This is a genomic window from Shewanella maritima (genome assembly GCF_004295345.1).
GTDB lineage: Bacteria > Pseudomonadota > Gammaproteobacteria > Enterobacterales > Shewanellaceae > Shewanella > Shewanella maritima.
Window position 1 is genome coordinate 495,282 of sequence record NZ_CP036200.1, and the last position, 24,783, is coordinate 520,064.

Here is a 24,783-nt window from a genome sequence, read left to right on the forward strand (position 1 = left end):
ACTGATTTACTTGTGCTACGCCATTACACACATACAATATTCTCTTCAAGTTAGAGCTTAGCGGACTGAGCATGCTTAAATTAATTCAATCAAATCAAATGGAAGTGCTATCAGCACAGTTGTCATTATGCTTGGCAACGCCTGCAGAAGGTGCGCCGCTGCTTGCCGATGAATCGATTCTGGTGCAAAGCCCCGGCATGTCGACCTGGTTAAGACTAGAAGTCGCCAAGTACAATCAAATCGCTGCAGGGCTAACCTTCCCACTGCCTTCAAGCTTTACCTGGCAACTGTGCCATAGCTTGCTGCCCAATGTGCCTAAAGATAATGCCTTTACCAAAGCAGCGATGACCTGGAAGCTCATTGACCTATTGCCGACACTGCTAAGCGATAGTGACTTTAGCCCGTTAACCCAGTATTTAAGCCTCACGTCGCCAATTGATGATGAGCAGTTAGCGCAAATTGATGGCGTTAAGCTGTATCAATTATGTGGCCGTATTGCCGATATTTTCGACCAATACCTGGTGTACAGGCCGCAGTGGATTTTAGCCTGGGAGCAACAGCTGCCGCTGACTGAGATACATCCAAAACTTAAACTCGATGAAAATCAATTATGGCAAGCCAAACTGTGGCGAGCGCTAATCAGTTATAACCGCGACACCTTGGCGCAAAGCGAGTATCACAGGGCCAACCTACACGCAGACCTACTTAGCGCGCTCGAAAATCCAAATACCGACATCAGCGAGCTACCCAACCGTTTATTCGTATTTGGTATCTCATCCATGCCGCCGCAAACCCTTGAGGTTTTATATAAACTTGCCACACGCATTGATGTCACTATCTTTTCCCTCAGCCCTTGTCAGCACTATTGGGGCGATATTGTTGACCCGAAAGTGCGTGCGCGTATGGCCTTGCAATATGCAGGCAAAAAACAACTTGATGCCAACTGGGAAAACACACTAGAAGTCGGCAATCCACTACTGGCTAACAACGGAAAAATGGGGCGCGAGCTACTGGATTTAATGCTGAGCCTGCCAGAAGCTCACACCGACTTTGGCGATGATTGTTATATCGAAATTGAACCAGACAACCTGCTCCATGGCGTGCAATACGACATTTTGCAAATGGAAACCTTAGGCCGAGCCCTTGGCCCGCAGGCTGATATTTACCAAGACATCAATGGCCGCAGAACGCTGTCAAAAGTAGATGACTCCATTACCCTGCGCAGCTGCCATAGCCCACTTAGGGAAGTAGAAACGCTACACGATCATATCTTAAACCTGCTTAGCGATAATCCAGAACTTGCGCCAAAAGACATTGTGATCATGCTGCCCGATGTTGCCGCCTACGCGCCTTATATCGACGCAGTTTTTGGCACGGCCAACAGCCAACACTTTGAAGACCTAGCCAACTATTGGCATGATGAAAACTCAGCGCACAAGGCCAACCGCTATCTGCCTTATGCCATTGCCGATCGCGGCGCAGCCCAAGAATCACCATTAATTAATAGCTTTCTAACCCTGCTCAATATCAACCAGAGCCGTTTCTCGTTAAGCGAAATCATCAGCATACTCGAAGTCCCAGCAATTTTACGCCGCTTTGGGCTTGATGATGACGACTTAAACCTGATCAGGCGTTGGTTAGATGATGCCAATGTTCGTTGGGGACGCGACGAGCAAAGCCGAGCCGAGCTTGGCTTGCCAGAGTTTGACCAAAACTCATGGGCATTTGGCATCAAACGCCTCATTCTTGGTTATGCCATGCATGATGAAGCCGATATTTATCAGCACACCTTACCCGTTGCTGGCGTTGAGGGGCAATCAGCACAGGCGCTTGGGAAACTACTTAACTTTATCGAAACCATAGATTACTTTAGCGAGCAATTTAAAGCCGACATCAACAGTCACGACAAACTCGCCCTGCTCGGTCAATTACTAGATGATTGTTATGACGCCATAGATGATGAGCAGCAACAGCTACTTGCGGTGCGCGAAGCCTTAGCGGCATTAGATACCGAGCTTGCCAATGCAGGTCATAAAGGCAAGCTGGAAATTGAAATCTTACGCCAGTGGTTTACTCAAAGACTCACAGAATCACGTGTTGGTCAACGTTATCTTGCCGGTAGCATCAACTTTTGTACCCTGATGCCAATGCGCTCAATTCCGTTTAAAGTGGTATGTTTACTGGGGATGAACGATGGCGTCTACCCTAGAGTACAGCACCCTGTGGGTTTTGATTTGATGGCGCACTTTGGCGCAGAAAAAGGCGATCGCTCTCGCAGGCTTGACGATAGATACCTGTTCCTTGAAGCCTTATTATCTGCAAGGCAGCAGCTATATATCAGCTATATTGGTCACAGCGAGCGCGATAATACCGAGCGTTTACCGTCAATGTTGGTATCTGAGCTGATTGAGTTTATTCAAATGAGCTACTTGCCTGAAGCTGCGGCGTCAGATAACCCAGCCCAGCTTGAACAGACAATGCTGGATAAAGCGGTAATTGAGCAGCTTATCATCGAGCAGCCACTGCAGCCTTTCGATAAGCAGCATTACCAAGCCAATGAGCTGAAACCAAGCTTGCACAGCTTTAATCAGCAGTGGTGCCCGCCAGCGCAGTCTGAGCATCAAGCGCCAACAGTGTTTATTGGCAACAAACCGATTATTAACATTGAAGCGCCAACGTCATCACATGAGTTAGATGAAAATCTGCTGCCGTTTGATACCACACAAGACATCGAGCTATCAGCGCTAATGCGTTTTTATCGCAACCCTGCACAATACTTTTTCAACCGTACCTTGCAGCTGGATTTATCGCTTAATATCGATGCCGATGATAATGACGAGCCATTCGCTCAGGACAATCTCGCGCGTTACAACACGCAATCAATGCTCATTAGCAATGCGCTAGGCAGAACACTGGGGGATGAAGGCAGCGAAACTGACACTCAACTAATCGACACCTTAAAAGCTGCAGGTGGACTGCCGCTCGCACCCTTTAATGATTTGATCCTTGAGCGCTATCAGCAAGATATTGCGCCACTGGTGAGCCGCATACGTTACCTGTATCAAGACGATAATGTTGACGACCTGAGCGCCATTAGTATTGATCTAGAGTGCAATGTCGATTTAGGCAAAACAACATCTCATTTGACTACACTGCAGCTAACCGGCCGCATCGATAACCTATGCACTAAGGGCTTAGTGGGCTATCGCCCAAGTCAGGCCCATGGTCGCGATATTATTCAGCTGTACCTGCGCCATCTATGCTTAAACGCCATGGGCGAAACCAAGCATAGCTACCTGATTGATATTAAAAACTTCCATAGCTTTGCCCCGCTTAGCGCCGAACAAGCCACAGCGCAGCTGTCTCGTTTTATGCGCTACTTTGTCGCAGGTCAATCTACGCCACTTTGCTTACCGCCACGTACCAGCTTTGTGTATGCCAGCACCGAGGGTGAGCATCAAGAAAAGTTAAATGCCGCAGAAGGTCAATGGCACAGTAGCCAGTCATCATTTTTAGAGGGCAATGAGGCGCACAACAAACGCTTATTTAGCTTCCCTGACAACTTCGACACGCCAGCATTTACCCAAAATGTCGACTATCTGTTTGCCCCTATGGTGAGCCTGTATCACAGTGATGCACTCGACGAATTAGAAACCTTTGTTACTGGTGCAGCCATCGAGCAGCACGCGCAAGTCGTTAATCAAGCTGCTGGCGCTAAGGAGCTAAGCTAATGTCTGAGTTAAATACAAAATTTATGACTGGAAAAACTCAACAAACAGCAATGCCACAATCAGCAATAGCCGTTAAACCGCTTAAACCTTTAGCGCTAAGCTTTTCCGGTACTAACTTGATTGAGGCCAGCGCCGGTACAGGTAAAACCTATACCATTTCAGGCTTGTATCTCAGGTTGCTACTTGGCCATGGCGGCCAAGCACCGCTCACCTGTGAGCAAATTTTGGTGGTAACCTTTACCAATGCCGCCACCGAAGAGTTGCGCGATCGTATTCGCAAACGTATCCAACTGGCATTTAAGCGCTTTATTGGCGTGGCTACAGATGATGAATTTATCGAAGCGCTCTACCAACAAACACCTGAAGCAGAGCGCGAGCTTGCCATTAAACGCTTTGATTTAGCGCTGAAAACACTTGATGAAGCCGCCATTTATACCATTCACGGTTTTTGTCAGCGGGTGCTGGCTGATATGGCGTTTGAGTCCTCTTTGCTATTTGAGTCTGAATTTACCCTTGATGACAGTGAATACTTACATCATGCGGTGCGCGATTTTTGGCGCGAGGTATGTTATCAACTGCCACCTAGCATGGCAGCGCTTATTAGCAGCAAGGTTGCCACGCCAGATGAGCTAGCCAAAAAACTAAGGCCGCTATTAGGCGCGACCGAGGCGGTGCAATCATTCACGCCACAAGAATTTACTAAGCTCAGCCAATCATTAGTTGAAAGCATTGCTCGTTTAAAAAAACGCTTTGCGCTGGAGCAAGACACCACTCTTGAGCTATTAACGGCGCTACCGCTCAATGGCGCGCGTTTTGGTAAAAAAGCCGAAGGCTACCCTAAACTCACGCAAATGTTCGAGCAACTGGCAACCTGGGCGCAATTTGGCCAAGGCCTACCACCGATGAAGGTGCTTGAGCATTTATCTTTATCAACACTCAAGCTTAATAAAGGCGGCGAAATACCCACGGTGCAACAAGCACCATTGCTCGATCATATTGAGCGCGTTTATGAAGCCATCAATCAGGTTATGCCAGCGTTTTTTGTCAAAGCGCAACAAGGCATTAAACACAGGTTTATTGAGCAAAAGCGTCAACGTAACTTGATGACACCTGATGATTTACTGCTCACCCTTGCCGATGCGATTAAATCGCAAGGCAGCGTACTCAGTCAGGCCATCGCTAAACGCTTCCCTATGGCGATGATTGATGAGTTTCAAGATACCGACCCGCTACAGTTTGATATTTTTAGTGCGGTTTATCATCAAAACCAGTCACAAGATGCCGTAGCAGACAGCTTAATTAGTGCAAGCCCCGCGCTTGGCTTGTTGATGATTGGCGATCCCAAACAGGCTATTTACGCCTTTCGCGGCGCTGACATTTACACCTATATCAGTGCGCGCAAGCAAACCGAAGCCCATTTTAACCTCGATACCAACTACCGCTCTGGTAAAGACTTAGTCAGCTCGGTAAATGCCTTATTCAAGCTGCACCACGACCCATTTATTAGTGACGCGATCCCATTTGATGAAGTCGCAACGCCGCCACAAGCTGCGCAGAAACAATTAATCAATAGTAACGAGTCTTGCTCATTAGGTATTCGCCTGCTTGCTGAAGACCCTGAAGCTGGCCTTAACAAAACCAATGCAAGGCAATTACTCAGTGAAGATGCCGCCAATGAAATTGCTAAGCTGCTAAATGACGCGGCTAATAACCAGTGCTTAATCAAGCAAAAGCCGCTACAAGCTAAAGATATTGCGGTACTGGTGCGCGACAGAAATGAAGCCGCAGTTATCAAAGAGTCGTTATCTTCACGCGGCATTGGCGCAGTATTTCTCAGCCGCGACAGTGTGTTCAACACCCAGGAAGCCAGCGACATAGCCCTGATTTTGCAAGCACTGGCTAACCCTAAAGATGAGCGCCGTATTCGTGCGGCGCTCGCTTGCGAGTTAATTGGTTATAGCGCCGAGCAAATCCATCAGTTCAATCAAAATGAAAATCAGCGTCAAACCCTACTCGACCAGTTTATGCAGTGGCATGATATCTGGCTAAGCAACGGCATTATGCCAGCGCTACTGCGTATGGCGAGCGACACTAAACTGGTGCAACGACTGCTGAGCCAGAGGCTAACAAGCACAGTTCAATCCAGCTTGAATATTGATGACGATGAAGTTGGCAATATCAACGCCAGCGGTGAGCGCCGCCTCACCGACTTTAGACATCTGGCCGAGCTGCTACAGCAAAAAGCCACCGAGCTTGATGGCAGTAGCGCATTGATCAATTGGTTTGAACAGCAGCTCATCGATGCAAATGGTCAAGACGAGCAACAGCTAAGATTGGAGAGCGAGCAAAATCTGGTGCAAATTGTCACCATTCATAAATCGAAAGGTTTGGAGTACCCAATTTGTTTTGTGCCTTTTGTCAGTTTGGTGCGCGGCAATAATCGCACGCCAGAGCCTCTGCTTTATCATCAAGACGACCAACTCATATGGGATTTGGACGGCAGCAAAGATGGCTGGGAAATACAAAAACGCGAAGCGCTCGCTGAAGACTTACGTTTGCTGTACGTCGCCCTTACCCGCCCTGTGTATCGCTGCTATCTTGGCATCGCAAATCAGTCGCGTAAATTAAAAGCAGGAATAAGCTCACAGTTGTTCCAAAGCGCCATTGGCTACCTGCTTGGCATTACCGACAAAAATTGCCTGATTGACGACATCAAAACTCAATTGAGCCCATTAGCAGCGCTCGATTTTATCAACATAATTGATATTGAGCCGCAAGAGGTGTGTTCACTAGCGCAATCTCAGGAGCAAGAAGCCGAGCTTGCTGCCAAGGTATTAACTAGACCACAAGGGATCAGTTGGCGCGTAGGTAGCTACTCTGGTTTAGTAAAAGATAGGGGTCTAGTAACAGACGCTCATAAGGTTGAGCAGCACACTCCTGCCGCAATCCCGGGCGCAGATGATGAAGACTTTAACCAAGAAACTAACATCGAGCTTAACCCACAAACTAAAGAGCTCGTGCCTGCATTTATCCACGGAGCAGCAGAGCCCTTTGAAGAAAATACACTGCTAGTAGACGAGGTGCAATACAACCGCTTTACCTTTGAACGCGGTGCTAATGCCGGTAGCTTTATGCATCTGGTGATGGAAGAGTTTGACTTCACCAAAGCAGATAACGAGCTTGAAGGCGCGTTACTTGAGTCAATGAAGCGCTATGGTTTTGATGAACAGATCTGGCTTGCACCATTAACTCAGTGGTATCAAGAGATCTTGGCAACGCCATTGCAGATCCCAGCTAGCTCGTCAGAGTTAACCTTATCAAAGCTGGGCGCTAAGCAGGTTATGGTGGAGATGGAGTTTTATCTTCCCCTTGAAGCCCTGAGTGCAGATAAGCTTAATCAAATACTGATCCGCTACGGTTACCCAGCAGGATTTAGCTTCGATACCCTATCGGGCATGCTCAAAGGTTTTATCGACTTAACCTTTGAATACCAAGGTAAATACTTTATTGCTGACTATAAGTCTAATCACCTTGGCGATGATTACAGCCATTATGTAGGCGATAACTTAACCGCAGCGATATATGATCACCACTATCACCTGCAATACATACTGTACACGGTCGCCCTGCACCGCTTTTTGCAGTTGCGTCATCCAAATTATGACTACCAATCCCACATGGGCGGCAGCTTGTATTTATTCTTACGCGGCATGAATCCGGCTCACCCTAATAGCGGCGTGTATTACGACATGCCGCCCCAAGCATTAATCGAAGAGTTAGATCAATTGTTCAAGTCAGGTCAATCAGTAGGAGCGCAAGCATGTTAGTCACTCAAGCGCCAATTAAACAATTACTGCAACACTGGCAGCAACAAGGTTTGCTTACCCCACTCGATAGACATTTTGCGCTTGAGCTGACCCGTTTGCAAAGTCGCAATGAAGAAGTTGATGCCGACACTCAACAGCAACAAGAGTCTCTGCAGCTATTAATCTGCGCACTGCTGAGCCAGCGACTCTCCAGTCAGCACACTTGTTTGGTGATTAACTCGATTAATCTTGAAAACCCACTCGGCGAGAACCTATTTAGCGCATCAACAAATACCCCGAGCTGCCAAATCAGCGTTAATCATCAACAACTTGAGCAGCTTATCAGCGAGTTTAGTTTTGTTGGTCAAAGTGGTGACAACAAGCCGTTAATTCTTGAACTTGGTCGTTTGTACTTAAACAAGTACCACTACTTTGAGACTCAGGTCGCGGCCAAACTTTTAGCACTAAGTCAGTCCCATTTTCAGCTGGATATTGCCAGTACGCGAAGAGATTTAGACATACTGTTTCCTGTTGATAGCAGTTCACCAACCCAAGGCTTTAACTGGCAAAAAATCGCCACCGCAACAGCGCTGACACAAGCTTTAGCAGTGATAACTGGCGGCCCTGGCACAGGTAAAACCACCACGGTAACTAAACTGCTGTTACTGCTACTAAGTCAGCAATCACTTACCATGAAACTGGTTGCCCCTACAGGTAAAGCCGCAGCGCGATTAACTGAGTCCATCAAAGGTTCCAAAGCGAGGCTTAAAGGCAAGCTAGGTGATAATCAAAGACTTATCGATGCCTTAAACGCTATTCCTGAAGAAGCCTCGACCTTACATCGCCTGCTTGGTGTTATTCCGCACTCACATCGTTTTCGTCACCATGCAGATAATCCGCTGCGGCTTGATTTGTTAGTGATTGATGAGGCGTCAATGGTGGATTTACCCATGATGCATAAAATCGTCAGCGCGCTACCTGCGAACGCAAGGCTCATTTTACTGGGGGATCAAGACCAATTAGCCTCGGTTGAGGCCGGTGCTGTGCTGGCTGATATTTGCTTAGGGTTAAGAAATACCCAGGTTAATCAGAGTTTTAACGGGGAATCTCAGGGGCAAATAAACGATGCTTGGGCGATGCGTTACAGCGCCAATCAAGCCAAGTTAATTGCTGAGCTTACCGGTGAAGATGTGAGCCAATATCAAGTTGCACAGCAAAACAGCTTTGGCGATAGCTTATGTATGCTGCGCCACAGCCACCGCTTTGTGGGTGATGCAGGTATTGGCAAGCTGGCAACGGCTGTGAATCAGGCTGATGTTCGGCAGATCCGTCAGGTGATTAGACGTAATTATCCAGAGCTAGTTTGGTTTCAGCATCAAATTAACGATGCAAATGCTATCGCAGCTAGCGACAACGCGGGCAAAAGTGAGCTACTCGAATTTGCTTGCAGTGCCTATCAGCCCTATTTAGACATGATTGGACATAACCAAAACGTGTTTAGCTCACTCGCGTTAAGTGAAGGTGCAACTGACCAAGCAGTTAATGAGCACGCAGCTAATGAGCAGCCAGCCATTTATACCAGTGAGCAAATCATTGATAGCTACAACCAGTTCCGTTTGTTGTGCGCCATGCGCAGCGGCCAATATGGCGTTGATGGCATTAACGCCAGCATGACCCTAGCGCTGCAGCAAAAGCAGCTACTCAAACCGCAGCAAGAATTTTACCTAGGCAGGCCGATTATTATCCAAAGCAATGACTACAACCTTGGGCTGTTCAACGGCGATATCGGACTCATTTTGCAAGATGATGCCAACCCAAGCAGGCTGATGGCGCACTTTATTCAAGCCGATGGCAGCATTTTAAAAGTGCTACCAGCAAGGCTACCAAAGCACGACACCTGCTTTGCGATGACAGTGCATAAATCTCAGGGTAGTGAGTTTGACTGTGTGGCGTTTGTACTACCAGCTATGCCAACGACTTCGCAATGGCAACTGCTGACAAAAGAGCTGGTGTACACCGCAATTACGCGCGCTAAAAGCTATTTCTATTGCCTAGGTACGGCTAAGGTTTTCGAGCGAGCAAGTACTAACATCACTTTGCGCAGCTCAGGGCTTGGCGAAAGGCTTTGGGGTTAACTCTGAACAATTCTAAAATGGCTAAATTAGCTCAACTTACTAAAAACAACAAAATTGATTAAAACAACGCCACTAAAATGAACAAGCGCTAACATTGCTTGATTGTGCCTGCTAAGGCTCATTATCATGGGCGCTGCTAGTTGGTCTTATAATTACAAGCTACAGTTTTTTGCAGCATTCTGAGCTGTCAAAAAGCAGTGGCATAGGTTTTACGCTTTGGAGCATTTGATGTCGAAAATCAATGTATTGTTATTGTGCGGTGGCGGCGGCGCTGAGCACGATATTTCCCTTCTTTCAGCCAAGTTTTTTGAAACAACGCTCGAAAACATTCCTGAATACCAGGTACAAAAGGTTGAACTAAATAAGCAAGGGCAATACATCACGTCAGATGGTGAGATTTGTGAGCTTACTGGCGAGCGTCAATTGAGACACGTTGCAGAGCCATCAAAAAACTGGCCAATTGATTTTGTTATCCCATGTATTCACGGCTATCCGGGCGAAACTGGCGATATTCAATCTTACTTTGAGCTGATTGGCCTACCTTACTTTGGTTGTGACGCAGAAGCATCACGAAACAGCTTCAACAAGGTCACCGCAAAAATGTGGTTTAGCGCTCTTGGCATTCCTAACACGCCTTACCTATTTCTACATCAACTCGATGACCAAGCCATTAGCGAAACCCAAGCAGCCTTTGATAAATGGGGCTCTGTGTTTGTAAAAGCCGCGTCACAAGGCTCATCTGTAGGTTGCTACAAGGTCGATAACCGCGATGATATCGCAAATGTACTTAAAGACGCGTTTAAGTATTCACCTTATGTGGTGGTTGAGAAAACCATTGTTGCTCGTGAGCTAGAAGTCGCCGCATATGAATATCAAGGTGAAGTGATTGCCAGCAAGCCAGGCGAAATCATTTGCGATAGCAACTCATTTTATACCTTTGATGAGAAATATGCCGCAGATAGCAAGGCAAGCACTAAAGTTGAAGCTGACAACCTAACCGCCGAACAGCTTGCCAAAATACAAGCATACTCAATCAAAGCCTTTAAAGGCATGAAGCTACGTCACCTGTCACGTATCGATTTCTTCTTAACCGAAGACGGTGAAATTTTGCTAAATGAAATCAACACCTTCCCAGGCTCAACCCCGATTTCCATGTTCCCCAAAATGCTAGCGCACAATGGCCATGACTATGGTGAGTTCTTAAAAGATGCCGTAACGAGAGCGTTGAACTCATAAGCTCGTTTTTGATTACAGACCGGTAGCATAGCTATTTGCAACCTACGACTGCGACAAAAAACGCCTCATTGAGGCGTTTTTGAGTGAAATTTACCTAACTAGACCAGTTATACCTCCAGTCTCAAACCTTCTCCCTCGAAATTGCCGAAAGGCGCTTAAGAAAATGACGTAATCCAGATAGGACATCTGGATAGCTTTCGTTTGGCCATGGATGGCCTATCGAAAGCGTTAGACATTTTCTTAATAAGCATGAGGGTAACAATTTCGTAGGGACGGCAAAGGGAGATGCAAGAGGGGGATTGCTGTTGATCCCCTTCTTGCTCGGGTGTGGGATGAAATCCCACGACTTTCTCCAAACGAAGTTTGGAAACAGAACTAGCCATCACATCCTAATGGTGTGCTTGCGCCAGTAAACTTCACCTTGTGCTTCCATTGGTCGCTACTTGGATCAATTGGGCTGTGTTGCTTGATATAAAGGTTCAACAAGTCAGCGTCAATATAACCACTGTCTACTGCATTGCTGAGCACAGGGTAACCATTACCACCACCAGCGTTGTAGCCTGGTAAACTAAAACTATAACGCTTAGTCTTATCAAAAGCTTCACCGTTAATGCTGTGAATATTGACCCTTTGGGTTTGGCAATTCACCGTCATATCAATACCGCTAAAGTGAGCGAACCCGCCAGAACCTCGACTTTGTGTCGCAACAGTTGCTAAATACTGCTCAATATCTTTACCCAGCATTTTGGTCACTGTCACTGAGTTGGCAAATGGCTGCACGGTTAATACATCACGGTAGCGAATATCACCTTGCTCAATTGAGGCGCGAATACCACCAGAGTTCATAATGCCAAAGTCAGCTTTCACCACACCGCGGCTTTGCGCTGTTGCAATGAGAACCCCTAGCTCGTTTATTTGGCTGCGTACCACTTTACGCGAACCCACAAGCTTGGCAGATGTTGAGCCAACCACTTCGTTAAGAATGCCCTGCCCTTGCTGCTGATATGGCGTTAACAGCTCGATCATTTGCGGGTCTTCAGCATAATCACCATGTTGTTTACCTTGCTCATCATACAAGTTCACAGGAAGCAGTCGGTAATTGGCTAAATGCAGCTCATCGTTATAGTACTCAAAGTCAGCACGACCAACATACTTGCCCCACTCATAAGCCTGCATGATCCAAGTGCCGCGCTGTCTGTCAGGTTGACACTCATCACCTGGCTTAAAGTCAGCGTATTTATTTGGCGCTTCCATACACACAGGGTTTTGTGAGTGACCACCAATAATACCGTCAAGCTGACCTCGCTTTAGGCTTCTAGCCAATGCGACATCACCTGGGGTATTACTGCCATGATTGCCATCCTGATAGTGACCAATATGGCTAAGGGCAAATACTAAATCAGGTTTCTCGTTGTGCTTTAGCTGGGTTAAAGTATTGCGCAGCGCAATTTGTGGCTTATTAAAGCGCAGCGCTTTCACATACTTAGGGTTACCAATTTGCGCTGTTTGCTCTGTGGTTAAGCCAACAATTGCAAGCTTAAGCCCGCCCACATCAAATATACGGTACGGCTCAAAATACAGTTGCCACTCATCATCAACTTTACGATAAATATTGGCCGACAGCATAGGGAACTGCGCCCATTTACGCTGTTTATCAAGAATCGCCAACGGGTTATCAAACTCATGATTCCCCACTGCCATCGCATCGTATTTTAATAAGTTCATCCCAAGAAAATCAGGCTCTGCATGCTGCAAATCTGACTCAGGCACACCGGTATTGATATCGCCGCCAGATAACAACAACATACTGCCACCTGCCTCGCTGACTTCCTTGCGAATGCTATCTATAAGGGTTTTGCGTGCCGCCATACCATATTCGCCTTTGTCGTTTTGCCAAAAGCGACCGTGATGGTCATTGGTATGAACGAGTGTAAAGCGAGTACAAGATTCACCCGCAGCTTCACAACTGTCATATTTAGGCGCACCATCCATGCAACCTGAAAGTGTCGTTAGCAAGGCTAAGTTCGCGACAAGTATGGCTAACTTTGAGCGCGATTTTAATACCGGAGTATTTAAACGAGACCGTGTCATAAAGTCCCTCAATTAATCAATTTTTTAATCATTGTCGCTATGTTAAATCAACGACTGACATTTCATACCAATTGGGATAAATAAGTGATCAGAGATTACGCAGGAAAAATCGCTTAGAACGAGGCATAAATTGCAGCTAGCTAGTTGTTCTACCTACAAAATTTATAACGAAGTTATAGGCGATTTTAACCAGTAAGAATGATCACATACTTGTGCTAATTGGTATCATTAGCTATCGAAACAAAAAAGCCAGCAGAGCTTTCACTCTGCTGACATTAGCATGCTAATCATCCAAAAGATGACCTAATACCTACTTAGATTGACGGCGACGCCAAGCTAGCGGTAATAGCATTAATAGGCCAGCACCAAGGCTACCACCATCAGGCTTAGTCCAACCCGGTTCTTGCGTATTTGTCACTTCTAGGTTAACCAGCTTAGACACTGTGTCTTCACCATTGTCTGCAGTAAACTCAAACACTAAAGTTTGGTTAATATCGACCTCTGGCGCAGTAACATTCAGCGTTAACCCATCAGCAGTAAACTCCGCACTTTGGCCAGACACTTGTTTCCAAGCATAAGTTAGACCTGCTGGCGCATCTGCTATGGCAGCAGTGATGGTAGCTTCTTCGCCTTCAGGCACAACAGTTGCGCCGCTGAAGCTAATATCTAGCTCTAGTGGTACATTGATTAGTGCTACGCTCACCATTTCACTGGTTTCTAATGTGCCATCAGAGACAACAAGCTTAAATGCTAGCGTTGTATCAGCATCAACTTTAGGAGTCGTGATGTTTAGCACTTTAGCAGTGCTATCAAAGCTCACTTCTGGGCCTGATACCTGCTCCCAAGCGAACGTTAGCTCGGTGCCGTCTTCAGCAACAGTTTTAGATGCATCAACAACAAAAGCTTCACCTTCGTTAACGCTTTCTGGCGCTTCGATGATTACATCAACATCTAGCTCTGGATTAACTGGGTCACCACATTGATCGCCATATACCTGCTTAACCCACTCAGGGTTATCGATAAACGGGTTACGGTTACCTTGATACTTGTAAACTGCATCGTTACGTTGACGGTCGAAATCATCAACTGGATCTTGCTGATGCCAAGCGTACATAGTACAAAGCTTACCAATTAGCGGCTCGTTGGCAGACACTTCATCAGCTGTGGTGATACGGTCTACAGCGATGAGATCTGGCATGTCATCATCATTACCTTGATAACGCGTATCCATGTACATAATCATACGCGCAACATCACCTTTAATCTCGTCACGAGGTTCAAAGCAGCGTTTAGCAGTATCAAGGTAGTTACCCGGAGCATCGGTTAACTCAGTACCTGTATCCGCACAGTTGTCAAAGTCGTAAGCACTGCGGGTAGAGTTGACTTTAGTATTGGTTGGGCGCAAGTGATGAGCGTCTTTATAACCACGTTGTCCCTCACTTGGGAAACCATGGCTCTTAGCCCAAACGTGCTCTCGGTTCCAGTCGCTAGTGTTACCACCATTGCTGTGTTTAGAGATTGAATTCCCCGTGTACAACTCGATAACGTTATCAGAGTTAGTCGGGTCTTCATCTGAGTAGGTTAGCACTGACCAAACCTGCTTATAAGTGATTTCAACATGGCCTACAGAAATAGCTGCCGAGATAGCATTTTTCCAAGCTTCAGGAGATTCAAAGTCACCGTTGATCACATTGGAATAATAATCTTCACGTACGAAGGTGTCAGGGTCTGCTACTGGCGTTAAAATTTCACAATTGTTACATGGAAGCGGATCAGGCTCTGAACCACATGCTGCTTCACCCGCACAACCTAGGCCATCAGCCGTATCAATGTCAAAAGTTACCCATTGATTGTCAGTGCCAGGGAAGTCAGCATCTGCAACAGTATCACCGGCTGTCACACTGTCTTTGCGGCGCAAGGTTTTGTTTGCTGTTGAGAAATTAGCGTCGTTAGGATCTGTCCAAGCCGAGCCTGGGTCTTCGCCTAATTTACCAAAACGGTCAATCACGGCACCATCTTTGGTTAATACCAGCGCATCATCTCCGTTGAAATAGGTAATTGTTGACGCCGTACCAATCTTAAACTCATCATTAGCACCACTATTGTGGAACACGATTGACTCACCAACAGCAAGCTTGCCGCTTAGAATTTCGTTGTTACCAATCTCAGTTGCACCATTTGAGTACAAGCCAATTTGATAAACCGCAGCATCGAGATCTAATTCACTACCGCCTACATTTGACAACTCAACAGCTTTGTTACTGCCACTACCTTCAATGTACTCTGTAATTAACAGCACACCAGGCTCGACGACAACACTACAAGCACCTTCACCAGGACAACCTAAGCCATCAGCGGTGTCTTTATCAAACACAACCCACTCATTGTTGGCACCAGGAAAGTCAGCTGTAGCATTCACATCGCCAGTAGTAACACTTGCCTTGCGGCGCAGCGTTTTATCTTTGGTTGAGAAATTGCTGTCATTTGGGTCTAACCATTCTGAACCAGGGTCTTCGCCAAGCTTGCCAAAACGGTCGATAATAGCGCCGTCTTTGGTTAACGTTAACGCGTCATCACCATTAAAATAGGTTACCGTTGATTCAATGCCTACTTTGAACTGCTCGTCTGCACTTCCATTGTGGTAAACAATGCTCTTACCTGGCTCAAGCATGCCTGTTAATGTTGCAGTATTTCCAGCCTCAGTTTTACCATTTGAGTGAAGGGATAACACATACTGTGCAGCATCCAAATTAATAGTTGTTGAGCCTAAATTAGAAATCTCAACTGCTTTATTGCTGCCACCACCCTCAACATACTCAGTAATCACTAAGTCAGCTTGTGCTGCGGTAGATGCAGTCGCCATTAATAAAGCTACCGCTTTAGCGACTGTTGTCATTTTTTTATTCATAGTCGTATCTTTTTCTTGTGAATGACCAGTGCAAGCACTCAACTCTTGAGCGCTGCACAAGTCATTAAATCCTTGTTATTTACGATTACGGCGACGTAGCGCTGCTAAACCAAGAAGTGAAAGCAAGCTGAAGAAACCAGTGCTACCACCAGTATTGTCATGCTGCTCTTCTTTGATTTCAGCGACTAGAGAATCACGCTTGGCTACCTGAATCGATAAACTCTGCTCAGAGCCCGCAACCATTGCACCATCACGCTCTAGGTATACTTTCGCTGTGTAGTGTGCAGCAGGTGCACCAAACACTTCGAAGGTAACCATTGCTTGGCCGTCTTCTGTCAGTACAACGTTTGGCTCAACAAGTTGACTAAGGTCTAACTGAGCTTTGTCGTCAGATGGGGTTAGCTTCACTTTAGCGATATCACCTTTAAGCGCACCGGCAGATGCAGGAACCTGATAAGGCACCTTCATAAGCTTGTTTAGGAGCGTTAGATGTAAAGCATGACCGCTGTCAGCCTCGCCCGGTAAGTAACTTAATGTCACTAACGCTGGGTCATGGTCAGAAGAGCGGAAGTGATCTGCTGCGTAGAAGTTATGACCTTCAGGCTTGTACTCGTCGTTGTAGTCGTAAAGATTCGACTCAGCGGCGTTGATGTGCCAGTCAGTCGCATCAATCACGCGGCTTTCAAGAGACGGAGTGATTAGAATATGGTCAAGAGAACCTACTTCATCATTGAACGAGTAGCTCCAACCGTACTTGCCTTTTTCATCGAAAATTTTCGATAGGATATCAACGTAGCCATAAGTTTTGGTGATGTTGACAGGCGTGCCGTCGGTATTGAACTGTGGCTTGGTGCCTACGTAGGTGTAGCTAGCAGTCGTTAGCGTTTTATTGCGTGGATTTTCAGTCAGTACAAGTAGCGGATCTTCTTTTGCGTAAGCATTTAAGTCACCAAGAATGATCTTGTCGCCTGAAATTTTCTCTAGCTCATCACCAAGTTGCACTGCACCAGCAATACGGAACTCAGAACAAGAACCTTGGAAATCTGGGTCTGGCGCTTTCTCAGTCCACTTAGTTGCATCGCCAAATTCCACACCTTGCCAGTCTTCCCAACAAGTAGAACCTTTAGACTTAAAGTGGTTTACAGCAAGGGTTAAACGCTTACCCGTTTGGTTAATAACGAAAGTTACAACCAGCGCATCACGGTGGTAGTTTTGACCGCTTTCAAGGATCTCATCATTGTTGTCTTTAATAACTTCGTTATTGTCGTTAACAATGGTTGGCGCTTTTTGTTGTGGCATAGTCACAACGCGAGTGCGCTCAACACTCATCTTGCTTGGGCGATAAATAATACCGGTTGCAATTGCGTCAGAACCAAGCGCGTCCAACTCATCAAGAATCTGATTACCATTGTGGTCAAAACCAACAAACACATAGCGGTTTTCGGTTGAGTATGGTTTGTCGTAGTTATCAGCGTATTCGTCGTTGTAGTAAACGTTAACTTCGTTAACTAGGTCAGCAACCGCGCTCTTAAGACCAAAACCGTTGTTTTCCATTTCCATTAGGCCAACAACGTCAGCGTCTAACGCACGAATAGCTTCAACAAGCTTTGTTTTTTGCTTGTCGAATTCAGCTTGAGTATCTGCACCGCGGCTTTGACCAAACTGGTTCTGATCACCACCAAATGGCGAATTAAAGTAGTTGAACAAGTTTTGTGATGCTACGCGAATAGCGAAGTGGTCCGCTTCAACATCTTCAGAAATATCAGGGCTGTCAGTACGCGGGCGATTATGAACAAAGTTAGTGTCGTTTAGCTCATTAGTTACCGTCAGTGCGTAATCACCAAAGCTATAGCTAATGACACCTTGCATACCCACTACACTGTCGTCGATGCGAATGTAGTTGTTTGCAGGGTTTACAGCAAAGTTAGGGTAGTAAGGAATAACGCCATTTGGTGCTTTGGTTGAGCTTTCAATGATTAAGCGGTAATCATCATTTTGCTCAGCAGCTGCGTATGATTCTGGGCTACCTGCTACGTTAAGCTGGTTAGGCTGTAAGTTAGGACGCTTATAAGCAAGTGTAATGTTGTTGCGGTAGCTGTCATAGTTGAAGCTGAAGCTGCGCGAAACGCGCATGTCTTGATTGCCTTCTTCAAGCGGGTTCATATCTTCAGGCAGATTAACTAGCATGCCTTCATAACGCTCAAGCGTTGTTTCGAATGAACCATTGTCTGACTCAAGCACTTCAATGTCAGTTGGTGTGGTAGCAGTGTAATCGCTGTTAGTCACTTCCCATGTTTCAGCAGCAAGTTGAGTCTGACCGTAAGATTCTGCAACGGTACTACCTAAACATACTGTGCGACCAACCATGTTGTCATCAGCGCTGCTGCTTTTAACGAATATACCGTCTGATGTCAGTGGGTTACCGTCTGATTCGATATCGCGTAAGAAGAAGCCTTTGCTTGGCAACTCAACAACAGCGGTCACCACACCTTCAACGACAACATCTTGGCCAGCGATTGGAGAAGCACTGCCTTCACCTTGAACCTCAGAAATTGCTGTTAGGTTCTCACATACGAATGGGATGTATGCGTCAGCAAGGTTTGGAGCTCCAACGGTAGAAGTATCAAGTGGGCTGATTGTTTCCCACTGGGCAGCATCAAAGTCACCCGTTTGCGCAGGTGCATTACCATCAGCGTCTTTACGACGGCGTAAAGTAGTATCAGGCGCCCACACACTGGTATCGCTGGCATCACCCACACGGTCAATAACAGTACTACCATTTTTAATGTAAAAACCGTCGTTACCGCTCAAGAAAAAGTCGGTGTAACTGGTATCAGCATGACCTGTGCCAATAACATAGCTACCACCATTGTCGGTAATCGTTTTCTTATACTCGTCGCTAGCATCTTTATTGATCACGACGATAGATTTACCCGCATCAACAGTCAAACCACTCATAAGTGGCTGGCCATCTGCATTTAGCATTTGGTTTTCGTACTTACCGTTACCCCAAATGTACACTGCGGTGTCATCGGTAAAGGTAAATGCATCAGTTGCATGGGTGTTAGTGATTTCTACAGCGCCTAATTCAGCACCATAGTCTTTTTGCACCATTTCAGTGATCAATAGATCTTCAACACCAGCATGTACGCTCGCGCTGAATACACTAGCTACTGCTAGTGATAAAAGTGTTTTTTTCATAATTATCTCGATATTTGCTTAGCGCAATTTTTCAATAAGTTACAACGCGATTAGAAGTACATGCGTGCATAGGCGTAAGCAGCTTCAGGCGCTTCGCCAAAACGGCCTTCCAATGAAAGAACAATGTCGCGTGCAGGACGGTAATTGAAACCAGCACTTACCCACTGACGGTCTTTGCCATATTCAGGAGGTAGTTCTGTGTAATCGAAGTTAGGGCTTTCCACGTCCCAGTTTTCATACTGTTCGTGGTTTGCAGAGGTAATGATTTCCCAGTTTTCATTAAGCACGTATTTACTGCTCAACGTCAGGCCATAGTTGCGGAATGTTTCGTACTCTAGGTACACGTACTCGCTTCCGATCCCAGGAGCACGGCGTGTTGCTAAGTCTTCATCTTCAACAAAAGCGTTAATACCGAAGGCTAGGTTTTCAGTTGTTTGCCAACGAGCACCAGCGCCTAGTAGGCGTTGCTTACCGTATTTTGATTCGCCATTTGAACCAGCGCGAGCTTCAAGGCCAATTACGAACGTCACTGTGTCTTTTAACCAACCAACATAACCATTAACAATGTCACCTTGTGGCGAACCATTCTTATGCTTACCTTCATACGAGTAAGATGCACCGTAAACTAAATGATCAAACTGTGCTTCGTACTTAACTGTGTTTTCTTGGTCGCCTGCTTCACCTGTTTCAACAGCTTTGTTGAACGTGAAGTCACCATAGTGGTCGTACTGGTCGAACGCGGTATCGGTAAGACCTAGCTCAATCCAGTGAACATCGTCAAACTTGTAACCAACATACATTTTGTCGATCGCTAGTTCGAATTCGCCATCACCACCTTTCCAGTTGCGGCGCTGGTAGTCTAGCTCTAGGCGATAAATATAGTTGCTACGCTCGCCTCGCACACCCATGGTGGCAAAGCTGTCATCAACATAGCCTTTGGCTTCATAAAATTCGTCATGGTTATAATCTGCATTGGTAGCAAAATGGCCACCTACACCTACTTCACCATATAAGCGAATGTAATCCCCATTATCACTTTGCTCTAGAGACACAGCAGTTGCTGAACCAACACTGAACAGAGAAGCTAGGGCGATTGCAACGGTAGTTTTTCTTAGCATCGCGTGTATTTCCATCTTTTGGTAAATGCCAACCGTCATACGAGGTTGGGATTTGGCATAATAATTATTGATTGAGTTGTTGATTTATTAACCAGCACACTAATTGGAATTGCCAATATTTCCTAAAGTGAGTTAACACAAAAATTTAACAACAAGAAGCGCGTGCGAATTTGTAATCAAAACGACCCCGAATCCATTCACAAAATCACAACAAAAATACGTAGAAGCAAAAATCGTTGACCCATAAAAAGCAAACAATTGTGGGTTAACAAAAATAAAACCCCTTCAGCACACTTCTAAAATTAGAATTAAAAATGGCGCTATATATCAACAACGCAATGCTAGAAAAGCACAGGTTTAATAACAAGAGTAAAATTAGTGATTAAAGTCACAAAAACAAGCAAACTTATTGACACATTTACACAACAAAGTTTTCAAACAGCATGAACAAGCAAAGTTAACGGTATGTTGCACCAAATAAAAAGACAAAGCAGCTTATACCACCAGTTTTTAACAAAATGACAGCATAAAACGCTATATTCAAAAATAGGTATGAAATGAGAGGCCAGTGGTTTTTAACTGATTAAATTTTTATTAAATAAATCTAATAGAACAATTTTTAACCTGTTTAAAACAAAATTATGAAGTTAATATTTAATATACAAGTGCATAACAACATGTTTATTTAATACATTATAAAACCAAGCCAATTAAACCAAAAACAAAAACAATAAAAAATAAAAACACATTTATTAGCACAAACTAAAGAACTGTAACAAACACAAGAACCATAACCATATAAAAATAAAAGAATTATATTAAAACAACCACCAAACGGAACTATCCCAATTCAAGAACAGTGAACAAAAATCGAGCTAAAACGCAAATCGCCCCTGAATTTTGTTTGTTTTTTAGCCTAAAAGGTGCCAGTAAAAAGCGATTTAGCTCAGATTTGTGTGGTCTAGTGCTGTGAGATTAAAACGAAGCCACATGCCCTTAGTTAACAGGACAAAGTAAGCACATTGATATAGTGCTAGATGTAGGGAATAGATTGTGGAAACAATAGCATCTGTCGATGTACTAAAAGCCAACGGTACGCAAACTGCTGGAAAACACGACATTAAAGCGATAACAACAAAGCTGCCATCACCAGTAAATTACCACCTTCTGAAGAAGCAGGCTTTGTGTGAGCTCCCAACAAGGGAGTCTAGCTTCATCGGTTGAAGCTATCGACTAGAGTGGTAATGACATCTAAAGTCTTTGAAAATAAGGATGTTTTCGTCGAGCATTCTTGTGAAAACAAAGAGGGGGATGTGCTTGCTGCATGCTTTAAATGTCATTGCGGCATAAGCCAACAATCAAAGCTGCCAGTTTTGGAAAACACTAGAATTTACAGGCAAAGCCTAAACAAATGATAACCACCTACTGAAGTAGGTGGTTTAGGGCTGAAAACAAAATCACCACTTTATTGAATAGCAGCAATTTATGACAACCACTGGCGCAAACGGCGCATACCTTCATCGATACTCACGATAGGCTGGTAATCAAAATCTGCTTTTGCGGCAGATATGTCAAAGTAATGGCTAGTAGATAACTGCTTTGCCACAAACCGCGTCATGATTGGCTCATCTTGTTTGCCCAATGCGTGATATACAGACTCTAGGATACTACCAACAGCAAATGCTAGCCCCGCAGGCACGCGTTTACTCACTGGTGGCAATTGTTTGCAAGCAAGAATGCGGTTAAGCATATCGGCCATGGTAATTGGCTCATCATTACTAAGATAATAAGCTTTTGCGGCGCATTTTGCTTGATTGGTAAGCTCTAGCGCAGCTTGCAAATGCGCGAGTGCAGCGTTATCCACATAAATGGTATCAACTAACTTGTCTTGCTTGCCCACCAGCTTTAAGCGCCCTGCTTCTGCCCTGGCGATAACCCGAGGCACTAGATGCGGATCTTCAGGCCCCCAAATTAGGTGCGGTCTCAGCGCTGTCACTTTAAGGCTGTCAGTGCTAGCAGCCAACATCATCTTCTCAGCAACAGCTTTTGACTCGCCATAATGATTTAAATAGGTTTCGGCATAAGGTTCAGATTCATTTACGCCATTTTCATCACGCCCAGCAAAGGTCACACTCGGCGTACTGGTATAAACCAGGTATTGAATATTGTGCTCATTGCAGGCAGCAATAACATTAGCCGCGCCATCAACATTAGGCGCAAAGTAGCTCTGCTTACTGCCCCACACTCCCGCCTTTGAGGCAACGTGAAACACACAATCACAGTCTTTCGCTGCGTTGCTAACATCAGCAAGCTTGCTAATATCACCGCGGCGCATATCAATGCCAAGCTCACTTAGCTGTGGATATTCACCGCGAGCTAAACCCACCACCTCAATGCCGGCGCAATGTAAACGCAGCGCTATCGCTTTACCTAAAAAGCCGCCTGCGCCAGTCACTAATACCTTTTTAAAACGGCTCGCCAGATCAGTTAAAACCTGCTGCTCGATATCAGTGAGATTTTGTAAAACTAACGCGTTCATTAAGGTGTTCCTTTGCTTGCTTTATTCACTTTACAACTGAGACTAACTCTAACGCTGTGAAACTATTTGCTCTTTCCACTTTTTATTCCTTCCACTCTCTATTCCTTCCATTGCGCTTGAGCCCAAACGCTAAGTTTTTCGCGGAAAATCTTAGCATTGTGGCGCACATCAACAGGAAAATCAGGATGGATTAAAAAGCGAGTAATACCTTTGGTATGCTCATGCTGCTTAGCAATACTTAACAATGAGGCATACAATGCTTTACCCGAGCTGCAGTTAGGTTGCTTGACTAACTCAACGCAAATCAGTGGCACGGTTTTACCGTTAACTTCAATGCCAACCAGAGCGCTGCGTTTAACATCTTCTAATGTGTTAAACACACGCTCACAAGGAATGGAGTAAAAACGCTTTGATTGCTGCTTACTGTTAGAGTCTAGTTCGTTGCCGTTAGAGCCTAACTCTTCACTATTCAAACTTAGCGTTGCATCAACGCGATGTGCTTTTCGGCCACACATCCACAATTTGCCGTCATCATCAAGATAACCCACATCTCCCATACGATGACGCTTGCGACCATTGGCATCTTCAATTTTAGAATCAATCGTTGCCTGCTCACGCTGATAATAACGCTGGCTCACTTTATTGCTGCTTACCACAATTTCACCAATTTGATTGGCGGGTAAGCTTAGGGTGTCATCCCACTGCTTAATGGCGTCTTCATGAATATCGATGATCTGCACATCAACACCATCAACTGGCTGACCAACACAAATACCACCACCATTATCGGTAATAGCTGTGGTACCCATTAATGCCTTGCTACCAATCATACTGATAGGTAACGATTCAGTTGCGCCGTAAGAGTTAAGCACTTCAACATCGTCGTTAAGCATACGGCTAAAAATCTCAATTGAAGATATGGTTGCTGGCGCACCTGCTGAAATAACCCGTTGAATGCTATTAAGTTTGTGCTGCTTTTCTAACGCATCACCTCGCCCAGCCTGACCTAAACGCTCAAGCAGCGCTGGATTGACAAACATATTGCTACATTGGTATTTGTCGATTGCGGCAAATAGGTGCGCTGGGTTAGCAGTAATAGGTTTGGATGCATCCATATCTGGCACAATTGACGCCATGCCCAATGCCGGGCCAAATAATGAAAACAATGGGAAGGTGGCCAGATCACGCTCACCCGGTTTAATGCCATAATCAAGCTTTAGGGTATCAATTTGCCCTTCAAACATACTGTGACTGTATTCAACACCTTTAGGGATACCTGTGCTACCACTGGTAAACAAGATTGCCGCCAACTCATCAGGCGCTAAATACTGCATTTGGTATGCCTCAGCGCGCTTGGCATTTGCTTGCTCGCCAAGCTTTGCAAGCTCGTGCAGCTCAATACCGCCCGTCAACAATTTAGTCAGACCATTGCCGCCAACATTCACCACCTTAGTGACGCTCGACTTGCCCCATTTCAGTACCCTTCTTGCGATATTCGCTTTAGTAATACCAATAAAGGCATCAGGCTTAGACTCAGCAAAGCACTGCTTTAGGTTTTTAATCCCCATGCCAGGGTCAACCAAAATTGGGATAATGCCAGCTTTAAATAATGCAAAGGTCAAACTGAAAAACTCAATACTTGGCGTCACCATCAGCACAGCTTTCATGCCTTTGACAATGCCATATTGCTCAAGCCCAAGTGCAATAGTGTCTGACTCGCGATGCAACTTGGCGAAATCAAGCTCTTGATAGCGATAATCACCATTTGATTGCGCCTTTTGTACCGCTACAGCCAGTGCATTAGGCGTGTGCTCGGCAGCGTGAGCAAGGTGACGGCAGATGTTGGCAGATGTTGATGTAGAAGTCATAAACGTGGCATTAGGTTGAGGGTTTAAATAAAAAGGCTCCGAAGAGCCCTTATTTTGTATTTGATTTGCGCTGTCACTTTTTGGCTTATTATTCATTCTTGAGCTTATTCTAAACTCTACAAGCCTATTCTGAATCAAGCCTTAGCAGCA

Annotated in this window: 11 protein-coding genes; 5 read left to right on the plus strand and 6 right to left on the minus strand. The window is 45.4% G+C overall.

Translation table 11 applies throughout. The annotated features are described in order from the left end of the window. The first annotated feature begins 71 nt into the window (after window positions 1-71). From recC to EXU30_RS02190, 4 genes are all read left to right on the plus strand, one after another. Window positions 72-3,731 carry an exodeoxyribonuclease V subunit gamma gene (gene recC, locus EXU30_RS02175; RefSeq protein WP_130597604.1) on the plus strand — a complete coding sequence of 1,220 codons (3,660 nt, stop codon included), beginning with the start codon at window positions 72-74 and terminating at the stop codon, window positions 3,729-3,731. Then, entirely contained in the window at window positions 3,731-7,558 is a 3,828-nt protein-coding gene (gene recB, locus EXU30_RS02180) for an exodeoxyribonuclease V subunit beta (RefSeq protein WP_423213356.1), read from the plus strand. Before recC ends, recB begins: the two co-directional genes overlap by 1 nt. Then, window positions 7,552-9,672 (plus strand): exodeoxyribonuclease V subunit alpha, encoded by a 2,121-nt coding sequence (gene recD, locus EXU30_RS02185; RefSeq protein WP_130597605.1) that lies wholly within the window; start codon window positions 7,552-7,554, stop codon window positions 9,670-9,672. Before recB ends, recD begins: the two co-directional genes overlap by 7 nt. Window positions 9,673-9,900: 228 nt before the next feature. Next, entirely contained in the window at window positions 9,901-10,908 is a 1,008-nt protein-coding gene (locus EXU30_RS02190) for a D-alanine--D-alanine ligase (protein WP_130597606.1), read from the plus strand. A gap of 375 nt (window positions 10,909-11,283) precedes the next feature. Here EXU30_RS02190 and ushA read toward each other — a convergent pair whose 3' ends face one another. The 4 genes from ushA to EXU30_RS02210 form a co-directional block, all read right to left on the minus strand. Continuing rightward, window positions 11,284-12,999 (minus strand): bifunctional UDP-sugar hydrolase/5'-nucleotidase UshA, encoded by a 1,716-nt coding sequence (gene ushA, locus EXU30_RS02195; protein WP_130597607.1) that lies wholly within the window; start codon window positions 12,997-12,999, stop codon window positions 11,284-11,286. Window positions 13,000-13,309: 310 nt separating this feature from the next. Beyond that, a complete protein-coding gene (locus tag EXU30_RS02200) occupies window positions 13,310-15,907 on the minus strand; it encodes an endonuclease (RefSeq protein WP_130597608.1) in 2,598 nt (865 codons plus the stop codon). Between the two features lie 75 nt (window positions 15,908-15,982). Next, window positions 15,983-19,108, minus strand: a complete 3,126-nt coding sequence (locus EXU30_RS02205; protein ID WP_130603183.1) for an ExeM/NucH family extracellular endonuclease — start codon at window positions 19,106-19,108, stop codon at window positions 15,983-15,985. A 50-nt stretch (window positions 19,109-19,158) separates the two neighbouring features. Further along, complete coding sequence (locus tag EXU30_RS02210) at window positions 19,159-20,226, minus strand: porin (RefSeq protein WP_130597609.1); 1,068 nt, start codon at window positions 20,224-20,226, stop codon at window positions 19,159-19,161. Between the two features lie 1,053 nt (window positions 20,227-21,279). Here EXU30_RS02210 and EXU30_RS20215 point away from each other — a divergent pair. Further along, window positions 21,280-21,450, plus strand: a complete 171-nt coding sequence (locus EXU30_RS20215; RefSeq protein ID WP_165398949.1) for a hypothetical protein — start codon at window positions 21,280-21,282, stop codon at window positions 21,448-21,450. Window positions 21,451-21,709: 259 nt separating this feature from the next. On the opposite strand, the gene oleD is transcribed toward EXU30_RS20215, so the two are convergent. Continuing rightward, on the minus strand, window positions 21,710-22,765 hold the full coding sequence (oleD, locus tag EXU30_RS02215; protein WP_130597610.1) for a 2-alkyl-3-oxoalkanoate reductase: 1,056 nt from the start codon (window positions 22,763-22,765) through the stop codon (window positions 21,710-21,712). Between the two features lie 98 nt (window positions 22,766-22,863). Next, window positions 22,864-24,633: an olefin beta-lactone synthetase gene (gene oleC / locus EXU30_RS02220; protein ID WP_130597611.1), complete on the minus strand. Its 1,770-nt coding sequence runs from the start codon at window positions 24,631-24,633 to the stop codon at window positions 22,864-22,866. Window positions 24,634-24,783 lie beyond the last annotated feature (150 nt).